Annotated in this window: 13 protein-coding genes; 5 read left to right on the forward strand and 8 right to left on the reverse strand. The window is 70.2% G+C overall.

Features of this window, described 5'->3' with window-relative positions; all coding sequences use genetic code 11:
• Nucleotides 1-108: 108 nt before the first annotated feature.
• From AB0A63_RS15190 to AB0A63_RS15200, 3 genes are all read left to right on the forward strand, one after another.
• On the forward strand, nt 109-609 hold the full coding sequence (locus AB0A63_RS15190; RefSeq protein WP_360390615.1) for an amino-acid N-acetyltransferase: 501 nt from the start codon (nt 109-111) through the stop codon (nt 607-609).
• 63 nt (nt 610-672) lie between these two features.
• Nucleotides 673-1,524, forward strand: coding sequence for a MerR family transcriptional regulator (locus tag AB0A63_RS15195; RefSeq protein ID WP_360390617.1), 852 nt, complete (start codon nt 673-675; stop codon nt 1,522-1,524).
• Between the two features lie 191 nt (nt 1,525-1,715).
• Nucleotides 1,716-2,183 carry a phospholipase gene (locus AB0A63_RS15200; protein ID WP_360390620.1) on the forward strand — a complete coding sequence of 156 codons (468 nt, stop codon included), beginning with the start codon at nt 1,716-1,718 and terminating at the stop codon, nt 2,181-2,183.
• A gap of 255 nt (nt 2,184-2,438) precedes the next feature.
• Here AB0A63_RS15200 and AB0A63_RS15205 read toward each other — a convergent pair whose 3' ends face one another.
• Nucleotides 2,439-4,823, reverse strand: coding sequence for a DNA translocase FtsK (locus tag AB0A63_RS15205; RefSeq protein ID WP_360390623.1), 2,385 nt, complete (start codon nt 4,821-4,823; stop codon nt 2,439-2,441).
• Between the two features lie 148 nt (nt 4,824-4,971).
• Between AB0A63_RS15205 and AB0A63_RS15210 the strand changes: the two genes are divergently transcribed.
• On the forward strand, nt 4,972-5,715 hold the full coding sequence (locus AB0A63_RS15210) for a lysophospholipid acyltransferase family protein (RefSeq protein ID WP_360391474.1): 744 nt from the start codon (nt 4,972-4,974) through the stop codon (nt 5,713-5,715).
• On the opposite strand, the gene AB0A63_RS15215 is transcribed toward AB0A63_RS15210, so the two are convergent.
• Nucleotides 5,612-6,292, reverse strand: a complete 681-nt coding sequence (locus AB0A63_RS15215; RefSeq protein WP_360390625.1) for a hypothetical protein — start codon at nt 6,290-6,292, stop codon at nt 5,612-5,614. The genes AB0A63_RS15210 and AB0A63_RS15215 overlap by 104 nt on opposite strands.
• Before the next feature lie 59 nt (nt 6,293-6,351).
• On the reverse strand, nt 6,352-9,123 hold the full coding sequence (locus AB0A63_RS15220) for a BTAD domain-containing putative transcriptional regulator (RefSeq protein ID WP_360390627.1): 2,772 nt from the start codon (nt 9,121-9,123) through the stop codon (nt 6,352-6,354).
• A gap of 139 nt (nt 9,124-9,262) precedes the next feature.
• Between AB0A63_RS15220 and AB0A63_RS15225 the strand changes: the two genes are divergently transcribed.
• Nucleotides 9,263-9,877 carry a class I SAM-dependent methyltransferase gene (locus tag AB0A63_RS15225; protein ID WP_360390630.1) on the forward strand — a complete coding sequence of 205 codons (615 nt, stop codon included), beginning with the start codon at nt 9,263-9,265 and terminating at the stop codon, nt 9,875-9,877.
• A 4-nt stretch (nt 9,878-9,881) separates the two neighbouring features.
• Here AB0A63_RS15225 and atpB read toward each other — a convergent pair whose 3' ends face one another.
• The 5 genes from atpB to AB0A63_RS15250 all read right to left on the reverse strand — a co-directional run bounded on the left by atpB (nt 9,882) and on the right by AB0A63_RS15250 (nt 14,453).
• Nucleotides 9,882-10,685 carry a F0F1 ATP synthase subunit A gene (gene atpB, locus AB0A63_RS15230; RefSeq protein WP_360390633.1) on the reverse strand — a complete coding sequence of 268 codons (804 nt, stop codon included), beginning with the start codon at nt 10,683-10,685 and terminating at the stop codon, nt 9,882-9,884.
• Nucleotides 10,686-10,775: 90 nt separating this feature from the next.
• Nucleotides 10,776-12,455, reverse strand: a complete 1,680-nt coding sequence (locus AB0A63_RS15235) for a ribonuclease J (protein WP_360390636.1) — start codon at nt 12,453-12,455, stop codon at nt 10,776-10,778.
• The gene (dapA, locus tag AB0A63_RS15240) at nt 12,452-13,348 is read right to left on the reverse strand and encodes a 4-hydroxy-tetrahydrodipicolinate synthase (protein WP_360390638.1); all 897 of its coding nucleotides are present in this window, start codon (nt 13,346-13,348) and stop codon (nt 12,452-12,454) included. The genes AB0A63_RS15235 and dapA overlap by 4 nt, the downstream gene beginning before the upstream one ends.
• Before the next feature lie 20 nt (nt 13,349-13,368).
• Nucleotides 13,369-13,980, reverse strand: a complete 612-nt coding sequence (locus AB0A63_RS15245; protein ID WP_360390641.1) for a TIGR03085 family metal-binding protein — start codon at nt 13,978-13,980, stop codon at nt 13,369-13,371.
• 59 nt (nt 13,981-14,039) lie between these two features.
• Nucleotides 14,040-14,453 carry a hypothetical protein gene (locus AB0A63_RS15250; protein WP_360390644.1) on the reverse strand — a complete coding sequence of 138 codons (414 nt, stop codon included), beginning with the start codon at nt 14,451-14,453 and terminating at the stop codon, nt 14,040-14,042.

Consider the following 14,453-nt stretch of genomic DNA (forward strand, 5'->3'; position numbering starts at 1 on the left):
GTGCAAGTAAACCGCACAGAACAAGCTGTGGCTCTCCACCCATCCGGTTTTCATGTTCGTAGCTACCGCCAGCGGCCCATGTGACACGGCGGCCCATACTTGACGGTTGTGACCAGTGGGGTAGTCGTGCGGCGCGCCCGCACCAGCGACGTGCGCGCCATGAAGGCGTTGATCGACGGGTATGCCGGCAAGGTCCTGCTCTCCAAACCCCTGGTCACGCTGTACGAGGCGGTCCAGGAGTTCTGGGTGGCCGAGGAGGACGGTGAGCTGCTCGGGTGCGGCGCCCTGCACGTGATGTGGGAGGACCTGGCCGAGATCCGCTCCGTCGCCGTGTCCCCCGTCGCGCTGGGCCGCGGGGTCGGGCACCGGATCGTCGCCCAGCTCATCGCCACCGCGAAGGAGCTGCAGCTGGCCCGGATCTTCGTGCTCACGTTCGAGACGCGGTTCTTCGGCAAGCACGGGTTCGTGGAGATCGAGGGCACGCCGGTGAGCCCGGAGGTCTACGAGGAGATCATGCGGTCGGTGGACGAGGGTGTCGCCGAGTTCCTCGACCTGAGCTACGTGAAGCCGAACACGTTGGGCAACAGCCGGATGCTCCTGGAGCTGTAACTCTTCGAGTACCCACTCGAAGAGTGTTGACTCGACTAACTTGAGCCCGCCAAGCTCGTACTCGTGCCCGAATCGCTCACCATCGACGAGCTCGCCGCCCGTGTCGCGCTGCCCAGCAGCACCATTCGGATGTACCAGACGAAAGGTGTGCTGCACGCGCCGAGACGGCAGGGGCGCGTGGCGTACTACGACGCCTCGCACGTCGAGCGGCTGACGTTGGTGCAGCGGTTGCAGCAGCGGGGGTTCTCGCTGCCCGCGATCGCCGAGCTCATCGCCGCGCGCGAGAAGGGTGAAAGCGTCGCCACGGTCCTCGGCATGGGTGAAACCGAGGGGCCGGACGACTGGGTGCGGATCAAGGTGCGCGACATCAAGCACCTCGTGCCCATGGGTGAGGTCCAGCCGCGTCTCCTCCTCCGGGCAATGCGGCTGGGTCTCGTCCGCTGGAAGTACGGCTGGCCGCACGCGCGCAGGTGGGCCCTCGAGGCCGGTGGGCGGCTCGCGGGGCTGAGGGTGCCCAGCGACGACGTGATGGACAGCTTCACCCGGCTCCGCGCGGCCACGGACTCCATTGCGGCGGACTTCGTGCGGTTGTTCGAGCAGCGGTTCTGGCCGGAGCTGGCCCGCAAGGCCGGTGACGACAACCAGTTGGAGAACGTCCGCTCGCTGCTCGTCGAGCTGACCTTCACGGCGGAGACCGCGGTGGTCGGCACGCTGCGGGAGTCCATCCGGGACGCGGCGGAGGAGTTCGCGGCGCGGCACGGGTTGTTGCCCAGCGACGACTTCCAGCCCGCGTGGGCCGAGCAGCCGTTGCCGCCGATCGCCGAGAACATCGTCGACCCGGCCGGTGACCTGCCGAGCGAACAGGAGATCGAGAACTTCCTGCGCAGAGGGGACGAGGACGAGCCTGGTCGCTGACCCGGCCTGGTGCTCGTCGTGCGCACCACGCAGTCTGTCCGATGTGGACCCCGAGAGCTGAGCGGCGGTTCAGCAGTGGCGGCACGAACCGCGGTGCGGTCACCTGACGTTCACCGGATCGTGTCTACCGGCACCTGTGGATCACCGGCTACAACGGAACGAGACCCCGCTCACACACAGAGGAGCCCGTCATGTCGAAGACCGTGCGCTCGGCATTCGTGGGTGTCGCCGCGTCCGTGGCCCTGATCTTCACCGGCGCGCCCGCCCAGGCCGTGGACATCGTCGCGGTCACCGACGACTACGTGTTCACGAAGACCGTCGGCCAGTTCACAACATTGCGTGCCGAGCAGCCCTACGCGGGCCAGCTCGACTGGTCGTCCGACGGCTGCTCGTACTCGCCGGACAGCCCCTTCGGCTTCAAGTTCCTGCCCGCCTGCCACCGCCACGACTTCGGCTACCGCAACTTCAAGCGGCAGTCGCGCTTCACCGAGGCGAACCGGCTGCGCATCGACAACCGCTTCAAGACCGACATGTACGGCATCTGCGCCGGCAACTGGGCGTGCAACCGCACGGCCGACGTGTACTACGCGGCCGTGCGCCAGTTCGGTGGCAGCGGCTCGTCGACGGCGGCCACGTTGCAGCAGGCCGGGCTGCGGTAGGTCGCCCGGCACTGTCAGACCCGCTGAGTACGTTGAAACGCAGGGGTCCCCGATCAGGGGGTACCCCTGCGTCAGCGTTCGACGGGAGAGGAACGGGCGCGGCCGGACCTCGCCGAGCCGGACCTCGCCAGGCCAAATCTCGCCAGGCCAGACTTCGCCGAGCCGGACCCAGCCAAGCCGGACTTCACGCCCGCAAGCCCGCCCGATCACACCGGGCCCGTCAGCCCACCCGAGCCCCGAACGGCCCCAGACGCCCTAGTCCTCGTCACCCGGCCCGCCACCGCGCATCAGGTAGATCACCGACTCCAGCTCGTCCGGCTTGATCAGCACCTCCCGCGCCTTCGACCCCTCCGACGGCCCGACCACGCCCCGCGTCTCCAGCAGGTCCATCAACCGGCCGGCCTTCGCGAAGCCCACCCGCAGCTTGCGCTGCAGCATCGAGGTCGAGCCGAACTGCGAGGTCACGATCAGCTCGGTGGCCTGGACGAGCAGTTCGAGGTCGTCGCCGATGTCGGCGTCGATCTCCTTCTTCTCGCCGGCCTTGGCCGCGGTGACGCCGTCGGTGTACTCGGGCTGTGCCTGGTTCTTGGTGAAGTCGACGATCTGGGCGATCTCCTCGTCGCCCACGAACGCGCCCTGGATGCGCACCGGCTTGCCCGCGCCCATCGGCAGGTACAGGCCGTCGCCCATGCCGATCAGCTTCTCGGCGCCGGGCTGGTCGAGGATGACCCGCGAGTCGGTCAGCGAGGAGGTCGCGAACGCCAGCCGTGACGGCACGTTCGTCTTGATCAGGCCGGTCACGACGTCGACCGACGGGCGCTGCGTCGCCAGCACCAGGTGGATGCCCGCGGCACGCGCCTTCTGCGTGATGCGGACGATGGCGTCCTCCACGTCGCGCGGCGCGGTCATCATCAGGTCGGCGAGCTCGTCGACGATCGCCATGATGTACGGGTACGGGCGGTACACGCGTTCGGAACCGGGGGGTGCGCTGATCTCGCCGGACTTCACCTTGCGGTTGAAGTCGTCGATGTGGCGCACCCGGTTGACCTGCATGTCCTGGTAGCGCTGCTCCATCTCCTCGACGAGCCACGCCAGTGCCGCCGCGGCCTTCTTCGGCTGCGTGATGATCGGCGTGATCAGGTGCGGGATGCCCTCGTACGGCGTCAGCTCGACCATCTTCGGGTCGATGAGGATCATCCTGACCTCGTCGGGCGTCGCGCGGGCCAGCAGCGAGACCAGCATCGAGTTCACGAACGACGACTTGCCGGAACCCGTGGAGCCCGCGACCAGCAGGTGCGGCATCTTCGTCAGGTTCGCGGTGACCATGTGGCCCTCGATGTCCTTGCCGAGGCCGATCACCATCGGGTGCGTGTCCTTGACCGTCGAGCCGGCGCGCAGCACGTCGCCGAGGCGCACCATCTCGCGGTCGCTGTTCGGGACCTCGATGCCGACCGCGGACTTGCCGGGGATCGGCGCGAGCAGCCGGACGTTGTCGGTCGCGACCGCGTAGGCGATGTTCTTGGTCAGCGCGGTGATCTTCTCGACCTTCACACCGGGGCCGAGCTCGACCTCGTAGCGCGTGACCGTCGGGCCGCGGGTGAAGCCGGTGACCTGGGCGTCGATCGAGAACTGGTCGAGGACGCCGGTGATGGCCTCGATCATCTGGTCGTTGGCCTTGCTGCGGGCCTTGGGCGCGTCGCCGTCCTTGAGGATGGTCGGCGGCGGCAGCTGGTAGTCGCCCTCGACGGCCCGCACGGCCATCGCCGGGGCGGGTGCCTTCTTCGCGGACTCCTTCGGCGCGGGCTTCGGCGCCGGTTCCGGTTCCTCCAGCGGCAGCTCGATCTCCGGTTCCGGCTCCACCGGCGCCACGGCCTGGCGGCGGCGCGACGGACGCCGCAGCTTGACCGGCTTCGGTTCCTCCTCCGGCAGCTCGTCGTCCTCGTCCGCGAACACGTCGGTCTTCTGCCGCGGGTGCAGCAGGGACCGGATCCGCTCGGGCGCCTGGCGGATCGGCGTGTGCGTCACGACCAGCAGGCCGTAGGAGAAGATCAGGAACAGCAACGGTCCCGCGACCCAGGACGTGAGGCCCTGCGCCAGGAACCCGCCGGCCAGGTAGCCGAGGGCGCCACCGGCGTCGCGGCGGGCGACGGGGTCCATCGGCAGGCCGCCGATGAGGTGGAACATGCCGAGCACGCCGATCATCATCAGCAGCGAGCCGATGATCAGCCGCGGCCGCGCGTCGGGCACGGCGTCGGTGCGCATCAACGTGATGCCGATGCCCAGCAACACCACCGGCACGATCACCGCGGGGAACCCGACGGAGCTGCGCACGGCGACGTCCACCCATTGGCCGACGGGACCGCCCGCCTGCCACCACACACCGGCACCGGTGATGAACGCCAGCGCGATCAGCAGCAGCCCGAGCCCGTCACGGCGGTGCTCGGGATCGAGGTCCTTGGTGCGGCTCACCGTGCGCACCACACTGCCGACGCCACGTCCCACGCCGCCCCACACAGCGCTGACGGCGCCGCCGCTCTTGCGCGCGGGGGGCTTTCTGGACGCGGTGGACCGCGCCCGTGGCTTCGCTGGTGCTTTGCCGCGTGACGTGGTCTTTCTCGAAGTCCCTGTGCGCCCGGCCATGTGTACAAGGTAGTCCCTTGCGCCTCACCAGCCTCGTTCGCAACTGGGACGCGCGCGAAACCCCATCGTTCACCCGTTCGTGCACGAAGACGATCCGACACGCCGTACGCTGCCCCGCGTGTCCACACCGCTCTTCTGGCGCGTGCTCATGGTGGTCGACCGCGGCCTCGTCGCGCTGACCGGCAAGCTCGAGGTTTCCGGTGACGTGCCACCGGATCTGCTCGGCAAGCCGTTGCTGCTCGCCTCGAACCACATCGGCAACCTCGACCCGTTCGTGCTGATCGCCGCGTGCCGCAAGGTCGGGATCAACCCGCGGTTCATGCTCGCCGGCGGTCTGCTCGACGCCCCGGTCATGGGCCCGGCCCTGAAGGCGTGCGGTCACCTGCGCGTCGACCGCGCATCGGCGAACGCCGGTGAGGCCATGCACCGCGCCGTCGCGGCGCTCCGCAACGGCGGCGACTCGATCGCCGTCTACCCCGAGGGCAAGATCACCCTCGACCCCGGCATGTGGCCCGAGCGCGGCAAGACCGGCGTCGCCCGCATGGCGCTGGGCGGCGACATCCCGGTGATCCCCATCAGCCAGTGGGGCGCGCACGAGGCGGTGTACTGGGGCAACCTGCACGTCAACGGGTGGCGGGACCTCCTGCCGTACCTGACGTCGTGGTTCTCCGCGGTCCGCAAGCGCCCGACCTTCAAGGTGCACTTCGGCAAGCCGGTCGAGCTCGGTGACCTGTCCGCGGACACGATGGGCGACGCCCGCCGCGCGCACGAGCGCATCATGCGCGCCATCACCGAGAACCTGGTGCCGCTGCGCCTGGACGAGCCCGACCTGCCGCGCTTCCAGGACCCGACCCGCCCGACCACCGGCGTCTCCCCCTGGCGGCCCGCCTGACCGCGTAGGCGATCACCGTGACCAGCATGAGGAACGGCGCCGGGCTGCCCGTCCAGAGTCCGATCGCCAGGTCCGCCGCGGGCACGACCAGCGCCAGCGCGAACGCCTTCGCGCTCGCCGCGGGCAGCTTGACCCCCGGGTCCGCCCACGGCGTGCGCCCCCAGGGCTTCGCGACGCTGAGCCACGTCTGGAACGAGAACGCGCTGATCATGCACGCCGTCCCGACCGGCAGCCACGGCGTGACGTGCCCCTGGGCCGCCGCTTCGAGGTTGTCGCTCAGGATGAAGATCCCCGCGTAGAGCTGCACGACGGTGATCGCGAACTTCGCGGTCACCCACCAGTGCCGGAAGAACCCCCACGGCGTCGTGGCGCTGAGCATCATGCCGGTGAACGCACTGGCCGCCCCCATGAACGCCAGCACCCGGTGGTCCAGCACCCGCGCCATGCGAAAAGCGCTGCCGTCACTGGTCTTCAGGCCGTAGAGCACCAACGCCAGCAACGCGACGGCCTGACTGAGCCAGCCCACCGACGTCACGACGTGCAGCCACACCACCAACGTCCTCAACCGCTTCGCCATGACGTGTAGTGTGCCTACACATCGGCTCGCTACGCATCAGGGATCTCCCCCAGGTGCTCCTAGGCCAGCTCGTGCAACCGGGCCCGGACCTCCGCCGTCAACGGGTGGTCGTAGTCCTCGTAGATCGTCAGCGCTTCCAGCAGGTGCGTGCGCGCCACCTCGGGTTGCCCGGAGCTGGTCTCCCCCAGGCCGTGCAGCGCCTCCGCCAGGCTCTTGCGGTCCCCCAGCACCCGCAGGGCCTCGACGGCGGTGCGGAACGAGTCGCGGGCCTCGGCGCGTGCGCCGAGGCGGAGCTGGGCGCGGCCGATGCTCACCAGCGCCATCGCCTTGCCGTGCACGGCGCCGTGGGAGTCCATCAGGTCGTAGGCCATCCGCGCGGACGCGAGCGACGCTTCGAACTGGCAGGCGGACCGCAGGATGTCGCTCAGGAACAGCCGCGTGCCGCCCTCGCCGAACCACGAGCCGACCGCGGCGTGCTGGTCGAGGGCGAGGCGGAAGCGGTCGACGGCGAGGTCGAACTGGCGCAGGCCGCCGTAGGCCATGCCGAGGCCCGTCAGGCTCCAGGCGGCGCCGACGCGGTCGTCGATGTCGCGGCGGAGTGCGAGGGCCCGGTCGAAGAGCTCCAGCGCGTCGGCGAAGCGCTGGCCGCGGCAGGCGGCGAGGCCCAGGCCGTGCACCGCCCAGGCGCGGGCGGCCTGGTTGCCGTCGACGGCGGCGGCGCGTTCGGCGACGCGGTAGGTGCGGGTCCACTCGTCGAGCGCGCTGGAGACGATGAAGTAGTTCCACAGCGCGACGGGGATCTGCCAGGCGGTGGAGGAGTGCGCGTCCTCGGCGAGGCGGGTCACGGCGAGCAGGTTCGCGGACTCCGCGCGGCACCAGCCGAAGGCGTCGTCGTGCGACGTGAAGTCCTGAGTGGACAGCGGCGGCAACAGGAACGCCGGGTGGTCGGGCGGGGAGATGGCGAGACCCGCGGCGTTCGCGGTGTCGGCGTACCACCGCAGCAGGCGGGTCACGGCCTCGGAGCGGCCGGGGCCGGACTCCTCGGTGGCGCTGAGCTCGGTGGCGTACAGGCGCAGCAGGTCGTGCAGGCGGAAACGGCCGCGGGCGACCTCCTCCAGCATGTGGCCGCCGGCCAGCACGTCGAGCAGGGTCCGCGCGCGCGACGAGGGGACTCCGGCCAGCGCGGCGGCCGCGGCGAGGCTGATCTCGGCACCGGGGTGCAGGCCGATGAGCCGGAACATCCGCGCGGCGTCGGGTTTGAGGGCCAGGTAGGACCACGAGAACGCGGCGCGCACGGCGGTGTCCTCGTCGTCGCCGGTCGCGAGGACGTTGAGGCGGTCGCGTTCGTCGGCGAGGTCGCCGGCCAGGTCGGCCAGGGTCAGGTGCGGGCGGGTGACGACGCGCTCGGCCGCGATCCGCACCGCCAGCGGCAGGTGACCGCACAGCTCGACGAGCCGCGCGGCCGCCTCGGGCTCGGCGGCGACGCGGTCGGGGCCGACGGCGGAGGTCAGCAGCGCCAGCGCCTCGTCGCGGGTCAGCGTCGACAGCGTCACCGGGTGCGCGCCGTCGCGGGCGACGAGACCGCCGAGGTGGTTGCGGGAGGTCACCAGCACCATCGACGACGACCGGCCCGGCAGCAGCGGGCGGACCTGCTCGGCCAGCCGCGCGTTGTCGAGGAGCACCAGCACGCGCTTGCCCGCCAGCACGCTGCGGTACAGCGCGGACTTCGCGGGCAGGTCCTCCGGAATGCGCTCGGGCGGCACGCCGAGGCTCTGCAGCAGCTGGTGCAGCGCGGCGGCGGGCTGCACCGGCGGCGACGAGGCGTCGAACCCGCGCAGGTCGACGTGCAGCTGCCCGTCCGGGAACCGCTCGGCGACCTGGTGCGCGAACCGCACGGCCAGCGCGGTCTTGCCGACACCGCCGGTGCCGGTGATGGCGACGAGCGCCGGGTTGTGGTCGTGCGGCACGACCTCGGCGAGCTTCGCGAGCTCCTTCGCACGGCCGGTGAAGTCGCGGATCTCGTGCGGCAGCTGGACCGGCACCAGCGCGGGGGCGACCGGTTCCGGCTGCGGCTCGTGCCGGCCGACCAGCAGCTGCTCGTGCAGCTGCCGCAGCTCGGGACCGGGCTCGATGCCGAGCTCCTCGACCAGCAGCCGGCGCAGGTCCGCGAAGACCGCCAGCGCCTCGGCCTGCCGGCCACCGCGGTACAGCGCGGACATCAGCAGGCCGTGCAGCCTCTCCCGCAGCGGGTGTGCGTTGATCAACGTCGTCAGCTCCGCCGCCACCTCCGCCTCACGCCCGACGGACAGCATCAGCGCCGCACGCTGTTCCACGGCCGTGAGCCGCAGTTCGGTCAGGCGCGCGCGTTCGACGGCGGCGAACGGTCCCGGCACGCCCTCCAGGGCAACGCCGCGCCACAGCCCCAGGGCGGCGTCGAACGCTCTGATGGCGGCCGCCGGCTCACGGCGCAACCGCCCGGCCTCGTCCAGGTGGGCGCGGAACATCGCGACGTCGTTCGCGTCGGCGGGCAGCCTCAGCAGGTACCCGGTGTCCGTGGAGAGCAGCACCGAGCTCGGCGCGCGCGAGGCCCTGCCCGGTTCGAAGAGGCGCCGCAGACCGGCGACGTAGGTGTGGATGCCGTTGTCGGCGCTGGCCGGCGGCTCGTCACCCCAGACCGCGTCGATCAGCTCACTGCGGGACACGACGTGGTTGGCGCGCAACGCGAGCACCGCCAGCACGGCGCGCTGCCTGGGCGGCCCGAGGGTGAGCTCCTGGCCGGCCACGGTCGCCGCGAGCGCGCCCAGCAGACTGACGCGCAACTCGTTCTGCACCCTTTGTCCCACTTCGTCGCTGTCCGCAGTCAGCTAGCAACCTACCGTCAGGGTTCGTCCAGAAGCCATCCAGAGTCCGTGCAGAGCCCTTCTCCACACTTCACATCAGGTGGATTGGGCCGAAATGAGGGGGGCGGGGATGAACGCGGCCGAGGTGTTCGACACGCTGGGGCTGGAGTACCAACGAGCATGGTCGCACCAGCCGGCCCTGCACGGCACCCTCGCCTGGTTCGCGGCGACCCAGCCGGCCGGCTCGCGCGTGCTCGACATCGGGTGCGGCACCGGCGTTCCGGTCGCCCGCACGCTCGCCAAGGCGGGCATGAGGGTCACCGGTCTGGACGTCTCGCCCGTCATGGTCGACCTCGCCACCGAGCAGGTCCCCGACGCGACGTTCCACAAGATCGACATCCGCGACTTCGAGTCGCCGCCCGGTTCCTGGGACGTCATCTGCGCCGTCTTCTCGCTGCTGCAGATGACGCAGGCGGAGATCATCGACACCCTCGGCCGCGTCTCGACCTGGTTGCGGCCCGGCGGCCACTTCTTCCTGGCCACCGTGGCGATCGACGTCGAACAGGTCCGGCTGCCCTGGATGGGGCAGGAGATCGAGGTGTCCTCGTTCTCCGAGGAGAACTTCGAGGCGCACCTCGGCGAGGTCGGCCTGCGGGTCGTGCGCCGGAGCCGGCCGGTGTTCACCCCGTCCTACCCCGGCGCCATGCCCGAGGAGTCGCTGCACCTGGTGTGCCAGCGCCCCTAGCGGCTCAGTGGTGCGCGGCGAGCGCGCGGCCGATGTAGTGCGCCGACAGCGTGGCGAAGATGTACGCCTGGAGCACCTGGATCAACGCTTCCAGGAACACGATCGCGATGGCGAGCGCGAACCCGAGCAATGACACCGGCTTGAGCCACACGTTGGTTTGCAGCAACAGGAACTCGCTGCCGAGGGTGAACACGAGCACCAGCAGGTGGCCCGCGAACATCGCCGCGAACACCCGGATCGCGAGGTTCACCGGGTCGAAGAAGAACTTGAGGATGACCTCGGTCGGGATCAGCAGGCCCCACAGCACCGGCTTCGGCACGCCCTCGATGACGAACTGGTTGCGCAGGTAGCCGCGCAGCCCGAACTTCCTGATGCCCACGAAGTGGTAGAGCGGGAAGACGATGAGCAGCGCCACCGCCACCGGGAACCCGAAGTGCGTCATCGTCGGGAACTGGACCAGCGGCACCAGCCCGTAGAGGTTGTTCACCAGCACGAAGCAGAAGATGCTGACGATCAACGGCACGTACGGCGCGAACTCCTTCGCACCGATCTGCTCCCGTGCGATGTTGTTGCGCCCGAAGTCGTAGATCGACTCGGCGGCGAACTGCCAGCGGCCGGGCACGACCGTCAACTTCCTCGTCGTGGCCAGGAAGAAGACCGTGATGATCACGATCGACAGCGCCAGCAGCACCATCGGCTTGGTGATCTCAAGGGCGAACGGCAGCCCGAACGGGTCGTGCCAGGTGAAGATCGGCGGTAGGTAGATGTCCGGCTTGCCGGGTGGGTTGAAGACGATGTCTGCGGCCATGGGCGTCCCCCTCGTCCAAGGTCTGGGACCAAACTTTATCGGACGAGGGGGACGCAGGTCACAGCAGGGTCACGGAAATCGGACCGATGATCAGACGGGGATGACGGTCGGCACGATCATCGGCCGGCGCCGGTAGGCCTCCGCGACCCAGCGCCCGACCACGCGGCGCACGGCCTGCGCGATCCGGTGGGTGTCGGTGATGCCCTCGGCCTCGGTGCGCGCCAGCTCCATCTCCACCAGCGGGACGACCGCCTCCAGCGCCTTCGGGTCGTCGGAGAACCCGCGCCCGGAGATCGTCGGCGCCGTGACGGCCCTGCCGGTCGTCCGGTCGATCGCGACGGAGATCGAGATGAACCCGCCCTCGCCCAGCACCAGCCGGTCCGACAGCGTCGACTCGCCCACATCGCCCACGGACAGGCCGTCGACGTACACGTGACCGACGACGACACGTCCGCTCACGGCGGCCTTGCCATCCACGAGGTCGACGACGACGCCGTCCTCGGCGATCACGACGTGGTCCTCGGCCACACCGGTCGCCACGGCCAGAGCGGCGTTCGCGCGCAGGTGGCGCCACTCGCCGTGCACCGGCATGACGTTCGACGGGCGCACCGCGTTGTAGAGGAACAGCAGCTCGCCCGCGGGCGAGTGGCCGGAGACGTGGACCTTGGCGTTGCCCTGGTGCACCACGGTGGCGCCGAGCTTCGCGAGGCCGTTGACGACGTTGAAGACCGCGTTCTCGTTGCCGGGGATCAACGACGACGCGAGGATCACCGTGTCGCCCTCGCGGATCGAGATCTGCCGGTGCTCACCGCGGGCCATGCGCGACAGCGCCGACAGCGGCTCGCCCTGCGACCCGGTGGAGACGAAGAGGACCTCGTCCTCCTCCATCCGCATGGCCACGTCGAGGTCGACGAACAGGCCGTCCGGCACGTTCAGGAAGCCCAGCTCGGACGCGATGCCCATGTTGCGGACCATCGACCGGCCCACGAAGGCGACCTTGCGCTTGTACTGCACGGCCACGTCGAGGACCTGCTGGACGCGGTGCACGTGCGAGGCGAAGCAGGCGACGATGACCCGCTGGTCCGCCTTGCGGATCACGTTCTCGAGCACCGGGCCGATCTCGCGCTCGGGCACCACGAAACCGGGCACCTCGGCGTTCGTCGAGTCGACGAGGAACAGGTCCACGCCCTCGTCGCCCAGCCGCGAGAACCCGGCGAGGTCGGTCAGCCTGCCGTCGAGCGGCAGCTGGTCGAGCTTGATGTCACCGGTGTGCAGCACCAGGCCCGCGGCGGTGCGGATGGCGACGGCCAGCGCGTCCGGGATCGAGTGGTTGACGGCGAAGAACTCCAGCTCGAACGGGCCGAAGGGGTGGCGTTCGCCCTCCTTCACCTCGACGAGCCGCGGGTTCTGGCGGTGCTCCTTGCACTTGGCGGCGAGCAGCGCCAGCGTGAAGCGCGAGCCGACCACGGGCACGTCGGGGCGCAGCTTCAGCAGGAACGGCACGGCACCGATGTGGTCCTCGTGACCGTGCGTCAGGACGATCGCGTCGATGTCGTCGAGCCGGTCCTCGATGGCGCGGAAGTCGGGCAGGATCAGGTCCACGCCCGGCTGGTCGTCCTCGGGGAACAGAACGCCGCAGTCGACCACGAGCAGCCGGCCGGCGTGCTCGAAGACGGTCATGTTGCGGCCGACCTCGCCAATTCCGCCGAGTGCGACGACGCGGAGGCCGCCTTCCGGCAGTGCGGGTGGCAGTTCGGTCGAGTGGGTCACGCGTTGACTCCCAGTTCGGCCGCGATGGCCTCGATGTCCTCGGCGGCGGCCGGCACGAGCGGAAGACGCGGGTCACCCACGTCGAGTCCGCGCAGGCGCAGCGCCGCCTTCGTGTACGTAACGCCGGGAACCCGGCGGAAGGGTCGCAGCAGCGGCAGCAGCGACTCGTGGAGCTCCCTCGCCCTGACCACGTCCCCGCTCTCGTAGGCGTCGGCCATGTCGCGGAGGCGGTCTGCGGCGAGGTGGCCGATGACGCTCACGAACCCGACCGCGCCCACGGCGAGCCACGGCAGGTTCAGCGGGTCATCGCCCGAGTAGTAGGCGAGGTCGGTGCCCGCGATCACCCGGCTGCCCGCGTGCAGGTCGCCCTTGGCGTCCTTCACGGCGAGGATCCGCGGGTGCTCGGCGAGCCGCAGGATCGTGTCGACCTCGATCGGCACCACCGCACGCGGCGGGATGTCGTAGAGCATGACCGGCAGCCCGGCCGCGTCCGCCACGGCCGTGAAGTGGGCCAGCAGCCCCTCCTGCGGCGGCCGCGAGTAGTACGGCGTCACCACCAGTGCCCCGTGCGCGCCCGCCTTCTCGGCCTGCTGCACGAGGTGGATGCTGTGCGCCGTGTCATAAGTACCCGCACCCGCCACCACGGTCGCCCGGTCGCCGACGGCCTCGACGACCGCCGTGATCAGCGCGGCCTTCTCCCGGTCGGTGGTCGTCGGGCTCTCCCCCGTGGTCCCGTTGACGACCAGACCGTCGTTGCCGGAGTCCACCAGGTGTTTCGCCAGCTCCTGCGCCTTGGCGAGGTCGACCTCGCCACGCGTGTCGAAGGGCGTGACCATGGCGGTGAGAACGCGGCCGAACGGGCGGTTCGGCCCAGCGTACGGGCTTCCGGACATGCGCGGAACGTTACCCGAGGTCACACACTTCGGTTCACCGACCGCACGCGTGCCACGGCGGCGGCGTCACCGCTGTACTCGACGCGCGCCTGGTCGCGCCCGAACGCCAGCAGGACCAGCTCGGCCACCTCACCGGTGATCACCACGCCGTTCGCGCCCGGCTTGGCCACGACGTGCTCGCCGTCGGGCCGCACCAAAGTCACCCCGTCGGGCGACGAGCGGTAGGTCATGCGCGCGGTGAGCGGCAGCAGCTTCCACAGCGCGCGTTCGCGAGAGGCGTCGTACGGGCGTGGCTCCCAGTCGGGCTGTGCGCGGCGCACGTCCTCGTGGTGCACGAAGTACTCGCCGGCGTTGATCAGCTCGTCGACCGGCTGGATCCAGAACGGCGGTGTGCGCACGAGGTCGAGCAGCTCGCTCCACGCCTTGTGCGCGTACTCGCCCTGGACCTTCTCCGTCCACTTGGCGAACGCGGGCACGAGGATGCCCGGCGCGGTGTCCGGGCGCCGCTCGCGGATCGCCAGGTGGGCGGCGAGGTCCCTGGTCAGCCAGGGGCTGCACAGGGTCGGCGCGTCCGGGCCGAGCTCGGTCATCAGGTCGACGAGCGCCTTGCGTTCGTCGCGGGCTAGACCCACGTCATGTCCTCCTGGCCGGGCTCAGCGCAACGCAACGCCTCCATTGCACCACAGCCGGGTCAGGGCTCGTTCGGCCTGTAGCAGCCGGTGAAGCCCGCGGGCTTGGCCGAGCCGCCGGCCAGCAGCGAGACGGTCTGGTCGCGGGTGAGGTTCTCCGGGTAGTTCGGCCAGTCCGGTTCCTGGCCGTTGACGTGCAGCTCGTCCAGCCAGTAGCCGGACTGGCCGGAGGTCTTGGCGAACTCCAGGTCGCAGCCCTTCACCCGGACGACGACCTCGATGGTCTTCTCCGAGGACTTGACCGTGCGCTTGCCGATCTTCTTGGACTTCTTCTCCTTCTCCGTGCTGGGTTCGCCGGGGTTGGTGAAGCCGGCGGCCTTGAGCTCGGAGACGAACCTGTCCTCGTTGTTCGCGCACGCGGGCAACGTGGCCGCGCAGCCGAGGACCAGCAACAATGAGATGACCCGTCTTTTCAC

It is taken from the genome of Lentzea sp. NPDC042327, assembly GCF_040647275.1.
Taxonomy (GTDB): Bacteria; Actinomycetota; Actinomycetes; order Mycobacteriales; family Pseudonocardiaceae; genus Lentzea.

What these genes read in the sequence shown, in the direction of transcription:
- AB0A63_RS15200 (WP_360390620.1), top strand. Translation starts at nt 1,716, where the DNA reads ATGTCGAAGACCGTGCGCTCGGCATTCGTGGGTGTCGCCGCGTCCGTG.
- AB0A63_RS15205 (WP_360390623.1), bottom strand. Translation starts at nt 4,823, where the DNA reads ATGGCCGGGCGCACAGGGACTTCGAGAAAGACCACGTCACGCGGCAAA.
- AB0A63_RS15210 (WP_360391474.1), top strand. Translation starts at nt 4,972, where the DNA reads ATGGTGGTCGACCGCGGCCTCGTCGCGCTGACCGGCAAGCTCGAGGTT.
- AB0A63_RS15215 (WP_360390625.1), bottom strand. Translation starts at nt 6,292, where the DNA reads ATGGCGAAGCGGTTGAGGACGTTGGTGGTGTGGCTGCACGTCGTGACG.
- AB0A63_RS15225 (WP_360390630.1), top strand. Translation starts at nt 9,263, where the DNA reads ATGAACGCGGCCGAGGTGTTCGACACGCTGGGGCTGGAGTACCAACGA.
- atpB (WP_360390633.1), bottom strand. Translation starts at nt 10,685, where the DNA reads ATGGCCGCAGACATCGTCTTCAACCCACCCGGCAAGCCGGACATCTAC.
- dapA (WP_360390638.1), bottom strand. Translation starts at nt 13,348, where the DNA reads ATGTCCGGAAGCCCGTACGCTGGGCCGAACCGCCCGTTCGGCCGCGTT.